Source organism: Marinisporobacter balticus (genome assembly GCF_004345705.1).
Classification (GTDB): domain Bacteria; phylum Bacillota; class Clostridia; order Peptostreptococcales; family Thermotaleaceae; genus Marinisporobacter; species Marinisporobacter balticus.
This window is the reverse complement of the sequence record NZ_SLWV01000010.1, coordinates 90,249-108,578: the sequence shown is the minus strand read 5'-3', so window position 1 is coordinate 108,578 and position 18,330 is coordinate 90,249. Positions and strand designations below refer to the sequence as shown.

Here is an 18,330-nt window from a genome sequence, read left to right as displayed (position 1 = left end):
TTCAAAAGTAGGGGGATTAGTAGGACTAAATTCTTCAACTATAGCCAATGGTTATTATAATACGAATGCGATACAAAAGGTTGGTTCTTCTATACAAATGTCAATAGGTATTGGACAAGATAACAATAGTCAAACCACAACAGGTAGAACATCCACAGAAATGCAATTACAAGCATTTATTGATACCCTAAATACAAATAGAACGGGCCATGATGATTGGAACGAATGGATATTTGTATCCGACAACTATCCAACATGTATAGCAATGCCAACACCTGCACCAACTTTAACCGTAACGATATCAGAAGGAACAGCTACAGGCTCAACCAAAGCAGATATCACAGAAACAGAAACATCAAAATTTGTAGTGAATATCACAGATAGTGAAGTCACTACACCCAATACATCAGATGCTGCACCAACAAGCGGGGATAATCGGGTAGATCCCTATACATCTGAATCCAATATAACAACAGGGGTAGAAGAAAATAAATATTTACAGATATATGACGTAGATGCCAATGGAAAAGTAGCAGGATTTTATCAAAAACAACTAGCAGCCGGTGATATCAAACCAATGAGCTATTGGAAGGATCATGTAGGTGGGGTATCAAGCCTTACGGGTTTTGGAACAGAGGCAGAGCCTTATCGAATAAGCAGTGGGGAAGAATTAGCCTTTATGGCACAAGAAGTCAATGCAGGAAATGCAGATTATAATAAAGCATACTATCAATTAACACAGGATATAGACTTAGCAGCACATCAATGGACGCCTATAGGTGATAATTCTAATATGTTTGAAGGAAAATTTGATGGAAAAGGACATAAGATAAGTCATGTTTTTATAGGAACAACAAATAGTCTAGATAATACTTACAAGTATGCAGGATTATTTGGGTATACGATTGGAAACATAAAAAATACTGGCGTGAGTGTAAGTATACATTCTTCCTATAGTAGTTCAGCTATAGGAGGAATCGCAGGATATAATACGGGAACAATAATCAACAGCTATGCAATAGGGAATCTGACAGGAGGAAATAACGCAAGAATAGGAGGATTAGTAGGCCCTAATACAGGAACAATAATCAATAGTTATGCAATAGGGGATGTAACAGGAGGAACAACAGCCAAATTAGGAGGACTAGTATCCTATAATAGTATTTCTGGAACAATCAATAACAGTTATGCAACAGGGGATGTAACAGGAGCTAGTGGTGCCAATGTAGGAGGGCTAGTAGGCGTCAATGAGAATGGAGGAACGGTAACTGGATATTATAATGTCAATACAGACCAGACAGTAGATGGCAGTTTACAAATTGCTACAGGTATTGGATCTGGTACAGGGGCTGCATATGGAATACAAGCAGCAGAAATGGCAGGTTCACCAGGTGAAGTTGAAGGACCCTTAGTTAATAGGTTGAATACTGGTAGAGGTTCAAATTCAGATTGGTATTTTTGGCAACAAGATTCAGCCGTTAATTCAGGTTATCCAACATTAATAATACCACCAACCTATACAGTAGCATTTGATTCTAAAGGTGGCAGTGCGGTATCCGACATAACAGATGTAAGCGAAGATGCAACCATAACAGAGCCAACAGCCCCAACAAAAAGTGGCTATACATTTGATGATTGGTACAAAGAAGAAAGCTATACAAACAAATGGAATTTTGGTACAGACACAGTAACAAGCGATATAATACTGTATGCAAAATGGACAGAAATACCATTATCAGCACCATCGGCTCCAGAAATCAGCTTAGGAGGATCAGGAGATGGATATGCAACGATTCAATGGGATGAAGTTTCAGGAGCGACAGGATACATTGTTTATAAGGATTCAATGGTAGTAGCTGATGCAGTTTATACAGTTAGTGATTATGTATATAGTTATCATGCAACAGGTCTTAATAACGGGACACAATACGCATTTAAAGTGAAAGCTAACAATGCAGGTGGAGAAAGTGGATTTTCTAATGAGATAAATGTTACACCATCAGCAGCACCACCAGCAATAACCTATACAGTAGCATTTGATTCCCAAGGCGGAAGTACAGTACACAGTATAAGAAATGTCAGTGAAGATGCAACCATAACAGAGCCAACAGCCCCAACAAAAAGTGGCTATACATTTGATGATTGGTACAAAGAAGAAAGCTATACAAACAAATGGAATTTTGGTACAGACACAGTAACAAGCGATATAATACTGTATGCAAAATGGACAGAAATACCATTATCAGCACCATCGGCTCCAGAAATCAGCCTAGGAGGATCAGGAGATGGATATGCAACGATTCAATGGGATGAAGTTTCAGGAGCGACAGGATACATTGTTTATAAGGATTCAATGGTAGTAGCCGATGCAGTTTATACAGTTAGTGATTATGTATACAGCTATCATGCAACAGGTCTTAATAATGGGACACAATACGCATTTAAAGTGAAAGCTAACAATGCAGATGGAGAAAGTGGATTTTCTAATGAGATAAATGTTACACCATCAACAATAACCTATACAGTAGAATTTGATTCCCAAGGCGGAAGTACAGTACCTAATATAAGAAATGTCAGTGAAGGTGGAACGATAACAGCTCCAACAGCATCGACAAGAAGTGGCTATACATTTGATGGATGGTACAAAGAAGCAAGCTATACAAACAAATGGAATTTTGGTACAGACACAGTAACAAGCGATATAACATTGTATGCAAAATGGGTAAAAAAATCTAGTGGAGATTCAAGTTCGGGTGGAGGTTCAAGTCCAACATCTCAAAATAAAGAAACAGGTATTAAAGTAATTGTGAATGGACAAGAACAAACAGCGGGAAAAGAAATAGTCAAGGAAGAAAAAGGCAAGAAAGAAGTAGCATTAATTGTGAATGCAGAAGTAGTTAATAAAAAGATTGAAGAAGTTATAAAAGAGCAACTTAATCTAACAGATGAAAATAAAAAAGAAATTAACAATGTTATAGAAATACCTGTGGCTTATGAAAATGCAGATAAAATTACTACAGCATTGACAGGTGACATCATAAAAAATATGGATGCACATGAGTTTAAACTACTTGTCAAAGTAAAAGGATTAAGTTATAGTATTCCAGCAAAAGAAATTGGAATAGAAAAAGTAGCTAGCAGATTAGGTGTAAAAAACGAATCATTAAAACAAATAAAAGTTGAAGTAAGAATAGAAAAAGCAACCGAAGCGATTGTAGATGAAATAACAAAAAAAGCAAAACAAAACAATTATGGAATCGTTGCGCCCCCAGTAGAATTTAAAGTAGTAGCTAAAACAACCTCAGAAAATGGAGAAGAAAACGAAGTAGAGATTTCTAAGTTTAGTCAGTATGTAGAAAGATTGATAGAAATACCAGAAGATATTGATTCAAGCAAAATTACAACAGGTATAGTATATAACTTAGATGGTACATTGTCGCATGTTCCAACAGATGTATATCATACAGAACAAGTATATTTTGCAAGAATAAATTCATTGACGAATTCAAATTACTCTGTCATTTGGAATCCAATCACAGTGGAATCGGTAGAAAATCATTGGTCAAAAGAAAGTGTGAACGATATGGCATCAAGACTAATTATTAAGAATCCAGAAAATTTTATGCCAGATGAAGATATTACAAGAGCGGATTTTGCAGAATATATTACAAAAGCAATTGGAGTTTATAGAACACAAATAGCGAAAGAAGATCAATTTAGTGATGTAAAAGTAACAGATGAATTTGCTGATGGAATCACAGCAGCTGTAGAATACGGTATCATTAAAGGATATCCAGATGGTACATTTAAACCAAATGCAAAAATAAGTAGAGAAGAAGCAATGGTAATGTATGCAAAAGCAATAGATATCGTACAACTTAAAAGTACAGATGAAGATAGAATAGAAAGCTACAAAGACAAAGAAGAAGTTTCAAAATGGGCATACGAGGCTGTGAAGGAAACTTTAAGTGCAGGCGTATTTAATGGAAGAACAAACAAAGAAATAGTACCAAAGGGAACCTTTACATATGCAGAGGCAGCTACAGCAATTAGAAATTTATTAATTAAAGCTAATTTAATTAATGAATAAAAAAAGTAGTGGTGCCTGTCCGTAAACTTATTTATTTTATAATGTTCCGGCGTGCTTGAATTTAGCCTAACAGTATAATTCCACAATATACAAAAAATAATAATGCCATAATGGAATCCTAAAAGTAGTCAAAAAACTTCTAAAATATACAAAAACGGATCAAAAAAATAATAAATCAGGTAGATCTTTCTACCTGATTTATTATTTAAAATATATCTTCTAGGTTGATGTTCAATCCCTCAAATACAGCCGATGGTATTATATCAGTATAGGTATTTACACTTTCAATAGTTTGCTCTTTAAATGTATACTGAAGAATTTTCTTTTGTATTGGATCGATGATTCAGTACTCTCTTACCCCGGACCGCATATACAGATCAAGCTTTTGAACATAATCACGACTTCTACTAGATGGAGAAACCACTTCCACTACAATAATGGGTGTAGTAAGTTCATAGGGCTTTCAAAAAAATATAATGATATACTCGTTTTTTAGAAATACTAATCGTATTAAAAAATATCTAAGGCGTGTCTAACCTATGATTTAATAAAAAATATTTGTTAAACGTTATCGGTAAAATTATATTTTATGGGATAGCTGGCGCGCATAAAGGTAAAAATGTTGATAAGTGAAGTGTTTTTAGATATAATGAATGAATATAAAAAGTTTTTAAATTAGGAGGAAATAGGATGACAGTAAGAGTTCGCTTTGCACCAAGTCCTACGGGGTTTGTACATATAGGAAGTTTAAGAACTGCCCTATATAATTATTTGTTTGCAAAACAAAATGGAGGCAAATATATATTAAGGGTAGAAGATACAGATCAAAGCAGATATGTTGAAGGTGCAATAGAAAATATGATTGAAGCGCTTAAGTGGGCTGGTATTGAACATGATGAAGGCGTAGTACTTGAGGATGGAAAACTTGTTCAAAAAGGTGAATATGGTCCTTATATTCAATCAGAGCGGTTAGATATTTATAAAGAATACATAGATAAAATGATTGAAAATGGCCATGCTTACTATTGTTTCTGTTCAAAGGAAAGATTAGATGTAGTAAGAGACGAGCAAAAAACGCATGGTGAGACTGCAAAATATGATGGACATTGTAGAGCCGTTTCAATAGAAGAAGCTAAAAAGCGTATTGCAAATGGTGAAGATCATGTAGTAAGATTAAAACTTCCAAAGAATCATGATGTAGTTTTTGAAGATATGGTCAGAGGAAAGGTAGTTGTAAATACAGATGATTTAGATGATCAAGTATTAATGAAAACAGATGGATATCCAACGTATCATTTTGCAGTGATTGTGGATGATCATTTAATGGGCATTACCCACGTAATTCGTGGTGAAGAATGGGTGCCTTCTACACCCAAACATGTATATATGTATGAAGTGTTTGGTTGGGAAGCACCAAAATTTGTACATCTTCCAAATATTTTAAATAGAGATAGAAAGAAACTAAGCAAAAGACAAGGAGATGTTGCGGCAGAAGACTTCAAAAAGAAAGGATATCTGCCAGAAGGACTCGTAAATTATTTAGCGCTTGTTGGATGGAGTCCTGAAGACAACCAAGAAATTTTTTCTATGGAAGAATTAATTGAAAAATTCTCATTAGAAAGAGTTTCTAAAAGTGGGGGTGTATTTGATACAGATAAATTAAATTGGATCGATGCACATTATATGAAAGAGGGCGAAAACGCTCGTATTACTGACTTAGCAATCCCGCATCTTATAAAGGCGGGATATATTACAGAAAAAGAAGCAAAAGAAAAGTACGAATGGTTAAAAGATATGGTACAATTATTAAAAGACCGACTTTCTTATGCTGGTGAAATCATAGAAAAAGTAGATATTTTCTTCAAAACAGAAATTGCGCCTGAAGATGAAAATGCGCAGGAAATATTAAAACTTGAGCATCTACCACATTTACTAGATGTATTTGTGCAAAAGGTAGAAGAAGCTGAAGTGATTGACGAGGCATTTGGAAAAACTACATTAAAAGCGATACAAAAGGAAACAGGATACAAAGGTAAAAATCTTTTTATGCCAATCAGAGTGGCATTAACAGGAGAAGTACATGGTCCTGATCTAAACTTAATGATGAAAGTTTTAGGGAAACAAAACATACTGCGTCGCATAGAATATGTAAAAACACACTTATTAAATAAGTAAATGCAGGGATTAGGAGAGTAAGTTTAAAGAGCCTAACAGAGAAAAGCTATCACCGGCTGAGAGTAGCTTAAGCGTTATTTAAACCCAAATGCACCTATGAGCAGTTGTCCGAAATTTTAAGTAGGCACAACCGGTAAGCACCGTTATATGCATTAAAAGCTGGGGAGAAATCCCAAGCAGAGTGGAACCGCGAAATCTATCGTCTCTGTATAGAGAGACGATAGGTTTCGCGGTTTTTACTTACAACTATTACCACTTATCATATTGGAAAGGAGAACAAGATATGTTAAAATTTTTAAGAGAGATTAATGAAGATATGCAAGCTGTTTTAGAAAGAGACCCAGCGGCAAAGAGTAAAATAGAAGTGTTTTTATGCTATCCATGCATCCATAGTATGATTAGTCATAAGATTGCCCACACCTTATATAATAGAGGATTTGTAGTACTTGCTAGACTTACATCTCAAATCGCTAGATTTTTTACAGGGATAGAAATACATCCAGGTGCAAAAATAGGAAAGCGGTTTTTTATAGATCATGGAATGGGTGTAGTGATTGGAGAGACAACAGAGATAGGAGATGATGTAACCATCTATCAAGGTGCTACATTAGGAGGAACAGGAAAAGAGAGTGGAAAAAGACATCCTACAATAGGAAATAACGTAGTAATAAGCAGTGGGGCCAAAGTATTAGGACCTTTTAAAGTTGGAGATAATTCAAAAATAGGATCAGGTTCCATTGTTCTTAAAGAAGTCCCGCCAAATTGTACAGTAGTAGGGGTGCCAGGACATATCGTTATAAAAGATAATGTTAAGGTAAGAAGTATGCATAAACCCGATATTGATCTAGATCAAATTCATTTGCCAGATCCAATCGCGCAAGAACTTGAATGTTTAAGAAAAAGAATTAGTTATTTAGAAGCAAAAATGCAAGAGGGGGAAAAGAAAAATGAGGCTATATAACACACTTACAAGAAAAAAAGAAGAATTTATTCCAATGAATCCAAATGAAGTGAAGGTCTATGCTTGTGGCCCAACTGTATATAACTATTTTCATATTGGAAATGCAAGACCATTTGTTGTATTTGATACCCTAAGAAGATATTTAACGTATAGAGGGTACAAAGTGAAATTTGTGCAAAACTTTACAGACGTAGATGATAAAATCATCAATCGTGCAAAGGAAGAAGGAACCACCCCTAATGAATTAAGTGAAAGATATATTGAAGAATATTTTAAAGATGCAGCGGCAATAGGGGTTAAAAAAGCAGATGTACATCCGAAGGTAACAGAAAATATACAAGAAATCATTACCTTTGTGCAAAAACTTGTGAATAAAGGATATGCATATGAAATAAATGGGGATGTATACTATGATACAACCAAATTTGAAGCGTATGGAAAATTATCAAAACAAAGTATAGAAGATTTGGAAGTGGGCGCAAGGATTCAAGTGAATGAAGTAAAAAAAAGTCCGATGGATTTTGCTTTATGGAAAAGCCAAAAGGCTTCAGAAATTGCATGGGATAGTCCCTTTGGAAAAGGTAGACCAGGATGGCATATTGAGTGTTCTGTAATGTCTACGAAGTATTTAGGAGAAACCATAGATATCCACGCAGGAGGACAAGATTTGATTTTCCCACATCATGAAAATGAGATTGCCCAAAGTGAAGCATGCACTGGGAAACCATTTGCAAACTATTGGGTTCATAATGGATATATTACCATTAACAATGAAAAAATGTCTAAATCAAAGGGAAATTTCTTTACAGTAAGAGATGTACTAAAAGAATTTGATGGAGAAGTGATTCGTTTCTTCTTATTATCTGCACAATACAGAAATCCAATCAATTTTAGTAGAGAACTTGTAGACCAAGCGAAAAATGGATTAGAAAGATTATATAATGCAAAAAACAACCTAGAGCATTTATTAAAGAATGCTATAGATGAAAATATACATCAAGAAGAGAAAATAAAATTAGAAGGATTTGAAAAATATAGGGAAAAATTCATTGCTGCAATGGATGATGATTTAAATACAGCAGATGGTATTGCTGCGATCTTTGAATTGGTGAAAGAAATCAATTCGAATGTGAATGAAAAAGCTTCAAAAGTATTTGTAGAGAAAAGTTATACTTTATTTATGGAGCTTTCAGATGTCTTAAATCTTTTAACAAAAAAAGACGAAGCGTTAGATGAAGAAATTGAAAAGCTGGTACAACAAAGATTAGAAGCAAGAAAAAATAAAGACTTTGCATTATCAGATAAAATAAGAGATGACTTGAAAGAAAGAGGGATTATTCTAGAGGATACACCACAAGGAACAAAATGGAGTATTAAAAAATAGAAGACGATTAAAGAGCAAAACTGTTGTTGACTTAAGGACGGGGAACTTTTTAAGGCAACAACAGTTTTTTATGGGTAAAAAATTATTTTTATTCATGTTAGGATAAAAGAAATATTTACTTTTCATTACAGCGTTTGATAAAATCTTTGCTTTGCTTTGCTTTGCTTTGTTTAAAATATAAGTAAGGGAAGTGAAAATTATTCCATAAAACTTCTACCCGTTAGTAAGCTAGGACCACCCAATAAAAAAGCTGTAAGAAAGTATCATAAGGAAATGTTCATGAACAGGACTTTTAATGAACTGCTTAAGTATTTCTTGTTTAATGGGACATATGTTTTATTTATTAATGGATTTATGAGTAGTGTGGGATAGGGTATAAATAATATGCATATCATCTAAAAAATAGAAAAAAAATATATAACATACTAGGAGGGGAATATGCGTTTCTTAAAAAATGGATGGAGTTTCAAATTGCACATAATTGTATCAACCATTATTGTAGGGATTGTTGTTTTGAGTCCAGTAATTGGAGTGTTCGATGAACTATTATTTAATCAGAATGCTGCTTCAAGCATAGGAATCATTGGAGGAGCTGATGGGCCAACGGTAATTTTCTTGGCTGGATCAATTAACTCTATGATTATTACGTATTTCATTGTTTGGATTGTGTTGGTAGCATTATATATACCTATAAGGCATCTTCAAAAACATTAATATTAATTGATTTTAGCTGGGAGTGTGAGGGGGGAAGTAATGACATGGGATTATCTAAATAAAAAGCTATATGTTTTATTAATTTGCCTTCTACTTTTAATAGGTGGATGCACCGAGACTATTGATGGGGAGCATTCAGGTTTTGGAGTAGTAACTATAGCGCCTTCATCTTTATTTGAAGGGGATGCAAAAAAATTAGAACCTCATTTAGGATTAACTACTGGTTGTGTAAAAGTGAAATATAAAGGCAATAAAAATGGCATGAGTTGTAAATATGAAGTTTGGGAAAAAGGAAAATTGATAGATGTAACGGGGAGTGGCACCTATATTATAGATGGTGAATATGATGGGGAAGTGAGTATTTCTCTGAGAGAAAGGTTATTAGATAATTTAGAATGGGCACCAAACATGGTAATGAAAACTGTAATAATGGATAAAAGGGGTTCTGCTATCTCTACAAAGTTTATCGATCGGTTTGATCAATCCTATAGTTGGGGAGCTGTTCCATTGAAGGAAACTATTAAATTTAAAGATGATGAAGAAGTTGCAGTATGGGGATTGTTTGCAGGAGATTATGAAAATAAAGTTAAAATAGAAGATATGGCGAAAACAGCAGATTGGGCATTAATATTAAAAGTTTTTCTTAAGGATGTAGAATGAAAAATGTTAATTTTATACATTCGTTACTGCCATAAATAATCATACAATCATAAAAAGAGAGGATGAAGAACATGTTTATCATTTCACTTACGTATATCAAAGAAATTGAGGTAGTAGACGTTTATCTTAAAGAACACGTTACGTATTTAAAAGAACAGTATGAAAAAGGAGTATTTATAGCATCGGGAAGAAAGGTTCCAAGAATTGGGGGGGTTATTTTATCAAATCTGAAGGATAAGAAACTACTTATGGACGTCGTTAAAGAAGACCCTTTTTATAAAAATGAAGTAGCAAAATATGAAATTGTTGAATTTATACCAAGTATGACAAGTGAAGAACTAGTATTTTTAAAGGAATAATTTAGGATATCGGGGGAAGGAATATAAATTAGGATGAAAATTTTTGAATATAAAAAAATATTTTTCATATTGTTTCTAGGATATGTATTCTATCTATTTTATTTGGTTTTTTTTAGTGATTATTATGGAAGAGGATCTAATCAAACTAGTTATAATTTAATACTATTTAATACCATTATAGAATATTTATCATTTAAACATAGTATAAAAAATATCATGGTGAATATTGGAGGCAATATTTTAGCATTTGTACCATTCGGATTCTTTCTTCCATTGGTTTTCAAAAAAGCAAATAGCTATATGAAGGTGTTGATTGGATCTTTTACCCTTACATGTTTTATTGAGATGATGCAATATATTTTTGATGTAGGAACTTGCGATATAGATGATGTGCTGTTAAATGTAATGGGTGGGTTGCTCGGATACATATTTATTGACCAATTGTGGATTACTAAAAGAAGATAAAATTTTTTGATATATTTACATGAATACGTTATAATTATATTCAAAATACAAAAAATTAATAAAGTAGTGAGGGAGAAAGGTTGTGTACATATGGAGAACAAACAAACTTCATCAAATTTTATAAAAAACATTATTATAGATGATTTGAAAACAGAAAAACATAAAGAAATCATTACACGTTTTCCACCAGAGCCAAATGGATATTTACATATTGGACATGCAAAATCAATCTGCTTAAATTTCGGATTAGCAGATGAATTTGGTGGCAAAACCAATCTGCGTTTTGATGATACAAATCCAGTAAAAGAAGATATAGAATATGTTGAATCGATCAAAGAAGATGTTAAATGGTTAGGTTTCGAATGGGACAATTTGTATTTTGCATCCGATTATTTTGAAGAAATGTATAAGCGTGCTGTTTTATTGATTAAAAAAGGAAAAGCTTTTGTGTGTGATTTATCAGCAGAAGAGATGAGAGAATATCGTGGAACCTTAACGGAGCCAGGAAAAGAGAGTCCATATAGAAATAGAAGCGTAGAAGAAAATTTTGATTTATTTGAAAGAATGAGAAAAGGTGAATTCAAAGATGGTGAGAAGGTTTTAAGAGCGAAAATTGATATGGGATCACCTAACTTGAATATGAGGGATCCTATTATTTATCGTATTGCCCATGCGACACACCATAACACAGGAGATGCATGGTGCATTTATCCTATGTATGATTTTGCGCATTCATTAGAAGACGCAATAGAAGGAGTTACCCACTCTATTTGTACATTAGAGTTTGAAGATCATCGTCCAATGTATGATTGGGTCGTTCGAGAATGTGAAATGGAGCATGTTCCAAGACAAATTGAATTTGCAAGATTAGATATGACAAATACAGTCATGAGTAAGCGAAAATTAAAACAATTAGTAGATGAAAACTATGTTGATGGATGGGATGATCCCCGTATGCCAACTGTATCAGGTCTTCGTCGAAGAGGATTCACACCAGAAGCGATTCGCGATTTTGCAAGAGAAATTGGCGTTGCAAAAAATAATAGTACAGTAGATTCTCAAATGTTAGATCACTTTATAAGAGAAGATTTAAAATTAAAAACACGAAGAACAATGGGCGTTCTAAATCCACTTAAAGTAGTGATTACAAACTATCCTGAGGATCAAGTAGAAATGCTTGATGCAGAGAATAATTCTGAAAATTCAGAAATGGGTTCGAGACAAATCCCATTCTCGAGAGAAATCTATATTGAACAAGAGGATTTTATGGAAAATCCACCCAAAAAATACTTCCGATTGTTTCCAGGAAACGAAGTGAGACTAAAACATGCATACTTTATAAAATGTAATGAAGTGATCAAAGATGAAGATGGAAACGTGGTAGAAATTCATTGCACTTACGATCCTGAAACAAAGAGTGGAACAGGATTTACAGGAAGAAAAGTAAAGGGAACCCTTCACTGGGTAGATGCAAAGAATGGAATTCCTGCCGAATTTAGACTGTATGAGCCATTGATTTTAGATGAAGATCAAGAAGAAGGAAAAACATTCTTAGATTGTGTCAATCCAAATTCTTTAGAAATAGTACAAGGATTTATTGAACCAAATATGAAAGATAGCAAACCTCAAGAAAAATTCCAATTCTTTAGACATGGATATTTCAATGTAGATCCGAAACATTCAACAGAAGAAAAAATAGTGTTCAATAGAATTGTATCTCTTAAGAGTTCATTTAAAATGAAATAGAAATAGATGTCGTCGGCTAGTAGGATGTAAAAACTATGGGTCGACGAATTTGTTTTTGAAAGGGAAGGCTATGAAAATGATGGGGAAATAAGATAGAATATAGAAAAATAAAAAAGTATTTCCCGAGAAATAAATAGAAAAAAGAAAAATTTTCATATTTGTTGCGGATAGATTTTTTGAAATAACTTTTATGTTTTCATAAATTATAGTATGATGGAATATAGAACAAAAGCATAATAAGGGTATAACGCAGTAAAAACAAAATAATCATAAGGTAGGGTTTTGAATGGATAAAAATTTTATTGAATATATGAATCTAGCACCAAAAAGTGAGCAAGATGTAAAGTTTGTTCCCCCACTAGTACTCGCTTATATAGGAGATGCAGTGTATGAAGTTTATGTTCGGCAGTTTATTATTTATAAATATGGAGGCAATGTGAATAAGTTGCACAAGCTGTCTACGAAATTTGTAAAGGCAGAGGCTCAGGCAAAAATTGCACATGCTATAGAAGAAGAACTGAGTGAAGAAGAATGGACGATGATTAAAAAGGGAAGAAATCAAAAGTCAGGTACTGTTCCTAAAAATGCGGATCTTACAGATTATAAATATGCGACAGGGTTTGAAGCACTGATTGGATATTTATATCTATTAGGAAAGACGAAACGAATAGAGGAAATTGTAAAAAGAGGTATACAAATCATAGAAGCGTAAAGTGGGTGAAGTAGATGACAAAAAGAGAAAAAAATATGGTATACGTGATTTTATTATTGCTTGTAGTACTTGTTACAAAATCATTGTTTTTAGATGACGTGAAAGTTATAGGAGATGCACTTGTTTTCAAACAATTTGTTGAAAAATCAGTAGATGAAGAAGAAAAGTACAATGGTTTTTTGAAAAAACATGGAGTAACTACTTATAAAGTGGTTTCTATAAAGAAAGTAGAGAAAGAGGGAACTTCGAGTATTATTGCTTATGACAATGCTGGAAAAAAAGGTAATGCAATAGAAATTCAAGGCGCTTATGTTGCAAAGATAAGAGGCTATCTTTTTCATGTAATTCCCTATAAGGAGTTTAAAGTGAAGAGTGAGTGGACGAAAGAGCAATAGATTAGGAGGATTGGGTATGAAAGTACAATTAATTCAATATACACCAGAGCCAGAAAAAGTTGTAACTGCTGCTGCAAAGCTTTGCTATTCAAGAGTTGGAGTAGATGAAATTATGGAGGATTTGTCAACTGAGAAGATAGAGAAGTTTTTAAATATGATTATGAGTTTGGGACACCATTCGACGATAGAACATATAAACTTTACCTTTGCCGTAGAAGGAGTCAGTAGAGTTTTGACGCATCAACTTGTAAGACATAGGATCGCATCTTATTCTCAACAATCTCAAAGATATGTGAAGCTAGAGCAATTTGAGTATATTATTCCACCGAGCATTAAGGAGATTTCTGAGGCAAAAGAAAAGTTTATAGAGGCTATGGAAGAAGATCAAAGAAACTATAATGAATTAGTAGAAATTTTACAAAAGAAGCATTATGATAAACTGATTCGAGATGGAAAAAACGAAAAACAAGCAAAGAACATGTCAGAAAAAATGGCTATTGAAGATGGTAGATATGTTTTTCCGAATGCATGTGAGACAAAAATTGTATTTACTATGAATGCAAGAACGCTCTTAAACTTTCTCAACCATAGATGTTGTCAAAGGGCACAGTGGGAAATAAGAGAAATGGCTACAAAGATGCTAAAACAAGTCAGAACTGTAGCACCTACTATCTTTAGAAAGGCAGGACCTATGTGTGTAGGAGGGGCATGTCCAGAAGGAAATATGACTTGTGGAAAGATAGAAGATATAAGAAAACGATTTGGACAAAATCTATAAAATATAAATGATTTGGAAATATTAATGGATAAGAAAAAAAATACTTAGAAAAAAATATGTTGAGAATTCTTAAAGAAAACGTAAAGATAAAGAGGTGGCGGATTAATGATGAATTCAGATAAAATAGAGGGAAGAAATCCTGTAATGGAAGCTTTAAGAGCAGATAGAGAAATAGATAAGATTATGATTACAAAAGGTGCAGAAGGTTCAGTGAAAAAAATTATTGGTATGGCAAAAGATAAAGGGATTATCATTCAATATGTAGAAAAACAAAAACTAGATCAAATATCCGAGTCGCATGCCCATCAAGGGGTAATTGCTTTTGTAGCAGCCCATACTTATGTAGAGATTGAAGATATTTTGAAAAAAGCAGAAGAAAAAAATGAAGATGCTTTTATTATTATACTTGATGAAATTACGGATCCGCATAATTTAGGATCTGTTATGAGAACAGCAGATGCTGCTGGTGTCCATGGAATCATTATTCCAAAAAGAAGATCTGTAGGTCTTACGGGTGTGGTTGCAAAAACTTCTGCTGGCGCTATTGAGTATGTTCCTGTTGCGAAAGTATCAAATATAGCTCAAACAATAGAGCTTTTGAAGAAAGAAGGCGTATGGATCGTTGGTGCAGACATGGCAGGGCAAAAAAAACATTATGAAGAAGACATGAAAGGTAAAATTGCTTTGGTTATAGGAAGTGAAGGAGAAGGAATAGGGAGACTTATAAAGGAAAAATGTGATTTTTTAGTGAATATACCGATGAAAGGGAAAATTGGCTCTCTCAATGCTTCTGTTGCAGCATCTATTCTTATGTATGAAGTAATGCGCCAAAAAGAGAAAACAGAATAGGGTGATTGAGATTTGAAGGAAATTTTATTGGTAGATGGATATAATATTATCAATGCTTGGTCGAAATTAAAAGAGATAGGAAAGATCAACCTAGAAGAAGCAAGAGATATTCTTATTCAGGAGTTAGTTGATTATAAACATTATATGGGATATCATGTGACGATTGTATTTGATGCACAATATGTAAAAGGAAATGATCTAAAACAATATTTTATAAAAGGAATAGAGGTTATTTTTACAAAAGAACACCAAACGGCAGACTCATATATTGAAAAAAAAGTAGAATCTTTAACAAAAGATAGAAAAAACGTTGTACGTGTGGCAACGTCTGATTGGGCTGAACAACAAATGGTATTAGGAAGTGGTGCTACAAGAATTTCTGCTAGGGAATTAAAAATCGAACTAAATAACATAACAAAGAAAATATATAAAAAAACAGAAGCTACCAAACAAGCAAGATCTACCCTTGGAGATCGAATTGACAAGGAAGTTGTCGAAAAGCTTGAAAAATGGCGCAGGAATCAATGATTTCCTTGACGCAGTTGCAAAAATTAAGTTATAATGAATATACAAATTTGTGCTAATGAATATAGTTTTTGTGTTTTTTATTGAGAATGTTCTTGTTTTCTATAGAACATAACCTGTGTAGCACAAAAACAAATAAGTGCTGGAGGAGATGTTGGTGGGGAGTAGTAGTGTACAAGAAGAATTTGCTCAAAAAATTGAACTGAGGATTGATGAAGATGTTGTTGAAGATGCTAGAAATGGCAATGATGCAGCTCAAGAGCATTTGATTAAAAAATATAAAAATTTTGTCAGAGCAAAGGCTAGATCCTATTTTTTGATTGGTGCTGATCGAGAAGATATTATTCAAGAAGGTATGATTGGTCTTTTTAAGGCAATCCGAGACTTTAAACCGGACAAGCTATCTTCTTTTAGAGCTTTTGCAGAACTATGCATTACAAGACAAATTATTACGGCAATCAAAACAGCTACGAGACAAAAACATATCCCTTTAAATTCATATGTATCTTTAAACAAACCCATATATGATGAGGAATCAGATAGGACACTACTGGATGTAATATCGGGAGCGAAAATTTCTGATCCAGAAGAATTAATTATATCAAGAGAAGAAATCACCCATATTGAATCGAAAATAGGAGAAATTTTAAGTGAATTAGAATGGACGGTATTAATGGAATATCTTCAAGGAAAATCTTATCAAGAGATGGCTGTGGAAATGAATAGACATGTAAAATCTATTGATAATGCTTTGCAGCGTGTAAAAAGAAAATTAGAGAGATACTTAGAAGTAAGAGGCAACTAAAATTATAAATTGATAAACAATAAAAAACATTGACTTCTATTATGATTCGTAGTAAAATAATTAATGGTGAATGCCCATGTGGCTCAGATGGTTAGAGCGTCGCCTTGGTAAGGCGGAGATCGGCGGTTCGAATCCGCTCATGGGCTCCATTTTTAGTTTTATATACATAGACACACTAGGACGAGTTTACTTTAAAAATTAAAATAATCTTTAATAAAAGTTGAACTGGATTCAGAGGGAATTTAGTTTTTTACTGGATCTTAGAGAGATTTTATCCGGTTTTGATGTTTTTGTTTAAAGACAATGCTGGATAGATGAAAGAAAAGGAGGAGAAACAAATGGCAAAAGCTAAATTTGAAAGAAATAAGCCACATGTTAACATTGGAACAATCGGTCACGTTGACCACGGTAAAACGACATTAACAGCAGCAATCACAATGACATTAAACAAAAAATTTGGAACAGGAGCAGCTGTAGATTTTGCAAACATCGATAAAGCGCCAGAAGAAAGAGAAAGAGGAATCACAATTTCAACAGCACACGTTGAGTATGAGACTCCAAACAGACATTACGCACATGTAGATTGTCCAGGACATGCTGATTATGTTAAGAATATGATCACAGGAGCAGCGCAAATGGATGGAGCAATCCTAGTATGTGCGGCAACAGATGGTCCAATGCCACAAACAAGAGAACATATCCTGCTTTCAAGACAAGTTGGTGTACCATACATCGTAGTATTCTTAAACAAATGCGATATGGTAGACGATGAAGAATTACTAGACTTGGTTGAAATGGAAGTAAGAGAATTATTAGATGTATATGAATTCCCAGGAGATGATACACCAATCATCAGAGGATCAGCATTAGAAGCGTTAAACAACCCAGAAGGACCATGGGGAGATAAAATCATAGAATTATTCGAAGCAATCGATAGCTATATTCCAGAGCCAATAAGAGATACAGACAAGCCATTCCTTATGCCAATAGAGGACGTATTCTCAATCACAGGTAGAGGAACAGTTGCAACAGGAAGAGTAGAAAGAGGCGTAGTAAAAGTACAAGACGAGGTAGAAATCGTAGGATTAACAGAAGCGCCAAGAAAAGTAGTAGTAACAGGTGTAGAGATGTTTAGAAAACTTCTAGATCAAGCACAAGCAGGAGATAACATTGGAGCACTACTTAGAGGTGTGCAAAGAGAAGATATTCAAAGAGGACAAGTACTAGCTAAAGCTGGAACAATCCATCCACATACAAAATTCAAGTCAGAAGTATACGTATTAAAGAAAGAAGAAGGTGGAAGACATACACCATTCTTTAAAGGATACAGACCACAATTCTATTTCAGAACAACAGACATCACAGGATCAATTGAATTACCAGAAGGTGTAGAAATGTGTATGCCTGGAGATAACATTGCGATGGAAATTGAATTAATTCACCCAGTTGCAATCGAAGAAGGATTAAGATTTGCCATTCGTGAGGGTGGAAGAACAGTTGGAGCAGGTGTTGTTGCGAGCATTGTAGAGTAATCATTGTAAAAAATAGGACTAGGTTTGAAACCCAAGCCTAGTCTTTTAAAATAGGCATATAATAATAAAAAGAAATGATGGTTAAACTATAGAAAACTGCTTAGGATGTATGGATAAACACAGAGAAAAAAGCACTAGGCTTTTGAAGTGTTTTTTTCTCTGTGCTTATAGATGCAGGTA

The 18,330-nt window shown here is 33.8% G+C and carries 17 protein-coding genes, 1 tRNA gene and 1 other annotated feature; of the genes, 17 read left to right on the top strand and 1 reads right to left on the bottom strand.

Translation table 11 applies throughout. The annotated features are described in order from the left end of the window. On the top strand, window positions 1–4,090 hold a 4,090-nt coding region (locus tag EV214_RS09180), incomplete at its 5' end, for an InlB B-repeat-containing protein (RefSeq protein WP_132244991.1). 343 nt (window positions 4,091–4,433) lie between these two features. On the opposite strand, the gene EV214_RS19675 is transcribed toward EV214_RS09180, so the two are convergent. Next, complete coding sequence (locus tag EV214_RS19675; protein ID WP_408631300.1) at window positions 4,434–4,526, bottom strand: Uma2 family endonuclease; 93 nt, start codon at window positions 4,524–4,526, stop codon at window positions 4,434–4,436. Window positions 4,527–4,780: 254 nt separating this feature from the next. On the opposite strand from EV214_RS19675, the gene gltX reads away from it, so the two are divergent. The 16 genes from gltX (at window position 4,781) to tuf (ending at window position 18,150) form a co-directional block, all read left to right on the top strand. Further along, a complete protein-coding gene (gltX, locus tag EV214_RS09170; RefSeq protein WP_132244989.1) occupies window positions 4,781–6,265 on the top strand; it encodes a glutamate--tRNA ligase in 1,485 nt (494 codons plus the stop codon). Beyond that, window positions 6,262–6,475: a binding site (T-box leader), on the top strand. Its footprint overlaps the gene before it by 4 nt. A 73-nt stretch (window positions 6,476–6,548) precedes the next feature. Continuing rightward, window positions 6,549–7,226, top strand: a complete 678-nt coding sequence (gene cysE, locus EV214_RS09165) for a serine O-acetyltransferase (RefSeq protein ID WP_132244987.1) — start codon at window positions 6,549–6,551, stop codon at window positions 7,224–7,226. Next, window positions 7,213–8,610, top strand: coding sequence for a cysteine--tRNA ligase (cysS, locus tag EV214_RS09160; RefSeq protein ID WP_132244985.1), 1,398 nt, complete (start codon window positions 7,213–7,215; stop codon window positions 8,608–8,610). Before cysE ends, cysS begins: the two co-directional genes overlap by 14 nt. A gap of 438 nt (window positions 8,611–9,048) precedes the next feature. Then, a complete protein-coding gene (locus EV214_RS09155) occupies window positions 9,049–9,324 on the top strand; it encodes a sodium ion-translocating decarboxylase subunit beta (RefSeq protein WP_132244983.1) in 276 nt (91 codons plus the stop codon). Between the two features lie 39 nt (window positions 9,325–9,363). Then, the gene (locus EV214_RS09150; protein WP_132244981.1) at window positions 9,364–9,984 is read left to right on the top strand and encodes a hypothetical protein; all 621 of its coding nucleotides are present in this window, start codon (window positions 9,364–9,366) and stop codon (window positions 9,982–9,984) included. 71 nt (window positions 9,985–10,055) lie between these two features. After that, window positions 10,056–10,343: a YciI family protein gene (locus EV214_RS09145; protein ID WP_132244979.1), complete on the top strand. Its 288-nt coding sequence runs from the start codon at window positions 10,056–10,058 to the stop codon at window positions 10,341–10,343. A gap of 33 nt (window positions 10,344–10,376) precedes the next feature. Beyond that, window positions 10,377–10,808 carry a VanZ family protein gene (locus EV214_RS09140; RefSeq protein ID WP_132244977.1) on the top strand — a complete coding sequence of 144 codons (432 nt, stop codon included), beginning with the start codon at window positions 10,377–10,379 and terminating at the stop codon, window positions 10,806–10,808. A gap of 90 nt (window positions 10,809–10,898) precedes the next feature. Beyond that, window positions 10,899–12,554 carry a glutamine--tRNA ligase/YqeY domain fusion protein gene (locus tag EV214_RS09135; protein ID WP_132244975.1) on the top strand — a complete coding sequence of 552 codons (1,656 nt, stop codon included), beginning with the start codon at window positions 10,899–10,901 and terminating at the stop codon, window positions 12,552–12,554. Window positions 12,555–12,840: 286 nt separating this feature from the next. Next, complete coding sequence (locus EV214_RS09130; protein ID WP_132244973.1) at window positions 12,841–13,266, top strand: Mini-ribonuclease 3; 426 nt, start codon at window positions 12,841–12,843, stop codon at window positions 13,264–13,266. A gap of 14 nt (window positions 13,267–13,280) precedes the next feature. Continuing rightward, the gene (locus EV214_RS09125; RefSeq protein WP_132244971.1) at window positions 13,281–13,661 is read left to right on the top strand and encodes a hypothetical protein; all 381 of its coding nucleotides are present in this window, start codon (window positions 13,281–13,283) and stop codon (window positions 13,659–13,661) included. Window positions 13,662–13,677: 16 nt separating this feature from the next. Beyond that, on the top strand, window positions 13,678–14,439 hold the full coding sequence (gene thyX, locus EV214_RS09120) for an FAD-dependent thymidylate synthase (protein WP_132244969.1): 762 nt from the start codon (window positions 13,678–13,680) through the stop codon (window positions 14,437–14,439). A 108-nt stretch (window positions 14,440–14,547) separates the two neighbouring features. Further along, a complete protein-coding gene (gene rlmB, locus EV214_RS09115; RefSeq protein ID WP_132244995.1) occupies window positions 14,548–15,288 on the top strand; it encodes a 23S rRNA (guanosine(2251)-2'-O)-methyltransferase RlmB in 741 nt (246 codons plus the stop codon). A gap of 12 nt (window positions 15,289–15,300) precedes the next feature. Then, the gene (locus EV214_RS09110) at window positions 15,301–15,816 is read left to right on the top strand and encodes an NYN domain-containing protein (RefSeq protein ID WP_132244967.1); all 516 of its coding nucleotides are present in this window, start codon (window positions 15,301–15,303) and stop codon (window positions 15,814–15,816) included. Window positions 15,817–15,964: 148 nt separating this feature from the next. Then, window positions 15,965–16,618, top strand: a complete 654-nt coding sequence (gene sigH, locus EV214_RS09105; RefSeq protein ID WP_132244965.1) for an RNA polymerase sporulation sigma factor SigH — start codon at window positions 15,965–15,967, stop codon at window positions 16,616–16,618. Window positions 16,619–16,690: 72 nt separating this feature from the next. Next, window positions 16,691–16,767 (top strand) — tRNA-Thr (locus tag EV214_RS09100). Between the two features lie 189 nt (window positions 16,768–16,956). Next, a complete protein-coding gene (gene tuf / locus EV214_RS09095) occupies window positions 16,957–18,150 on the top strand; it encodes an elongation factor Tu (RefSeq protein ID WP_132244963.1) in 1,194 nt (397 codons plus the stop codon). Window positions 18,151–18,330 lie beyond the last annotated feature (180 nt).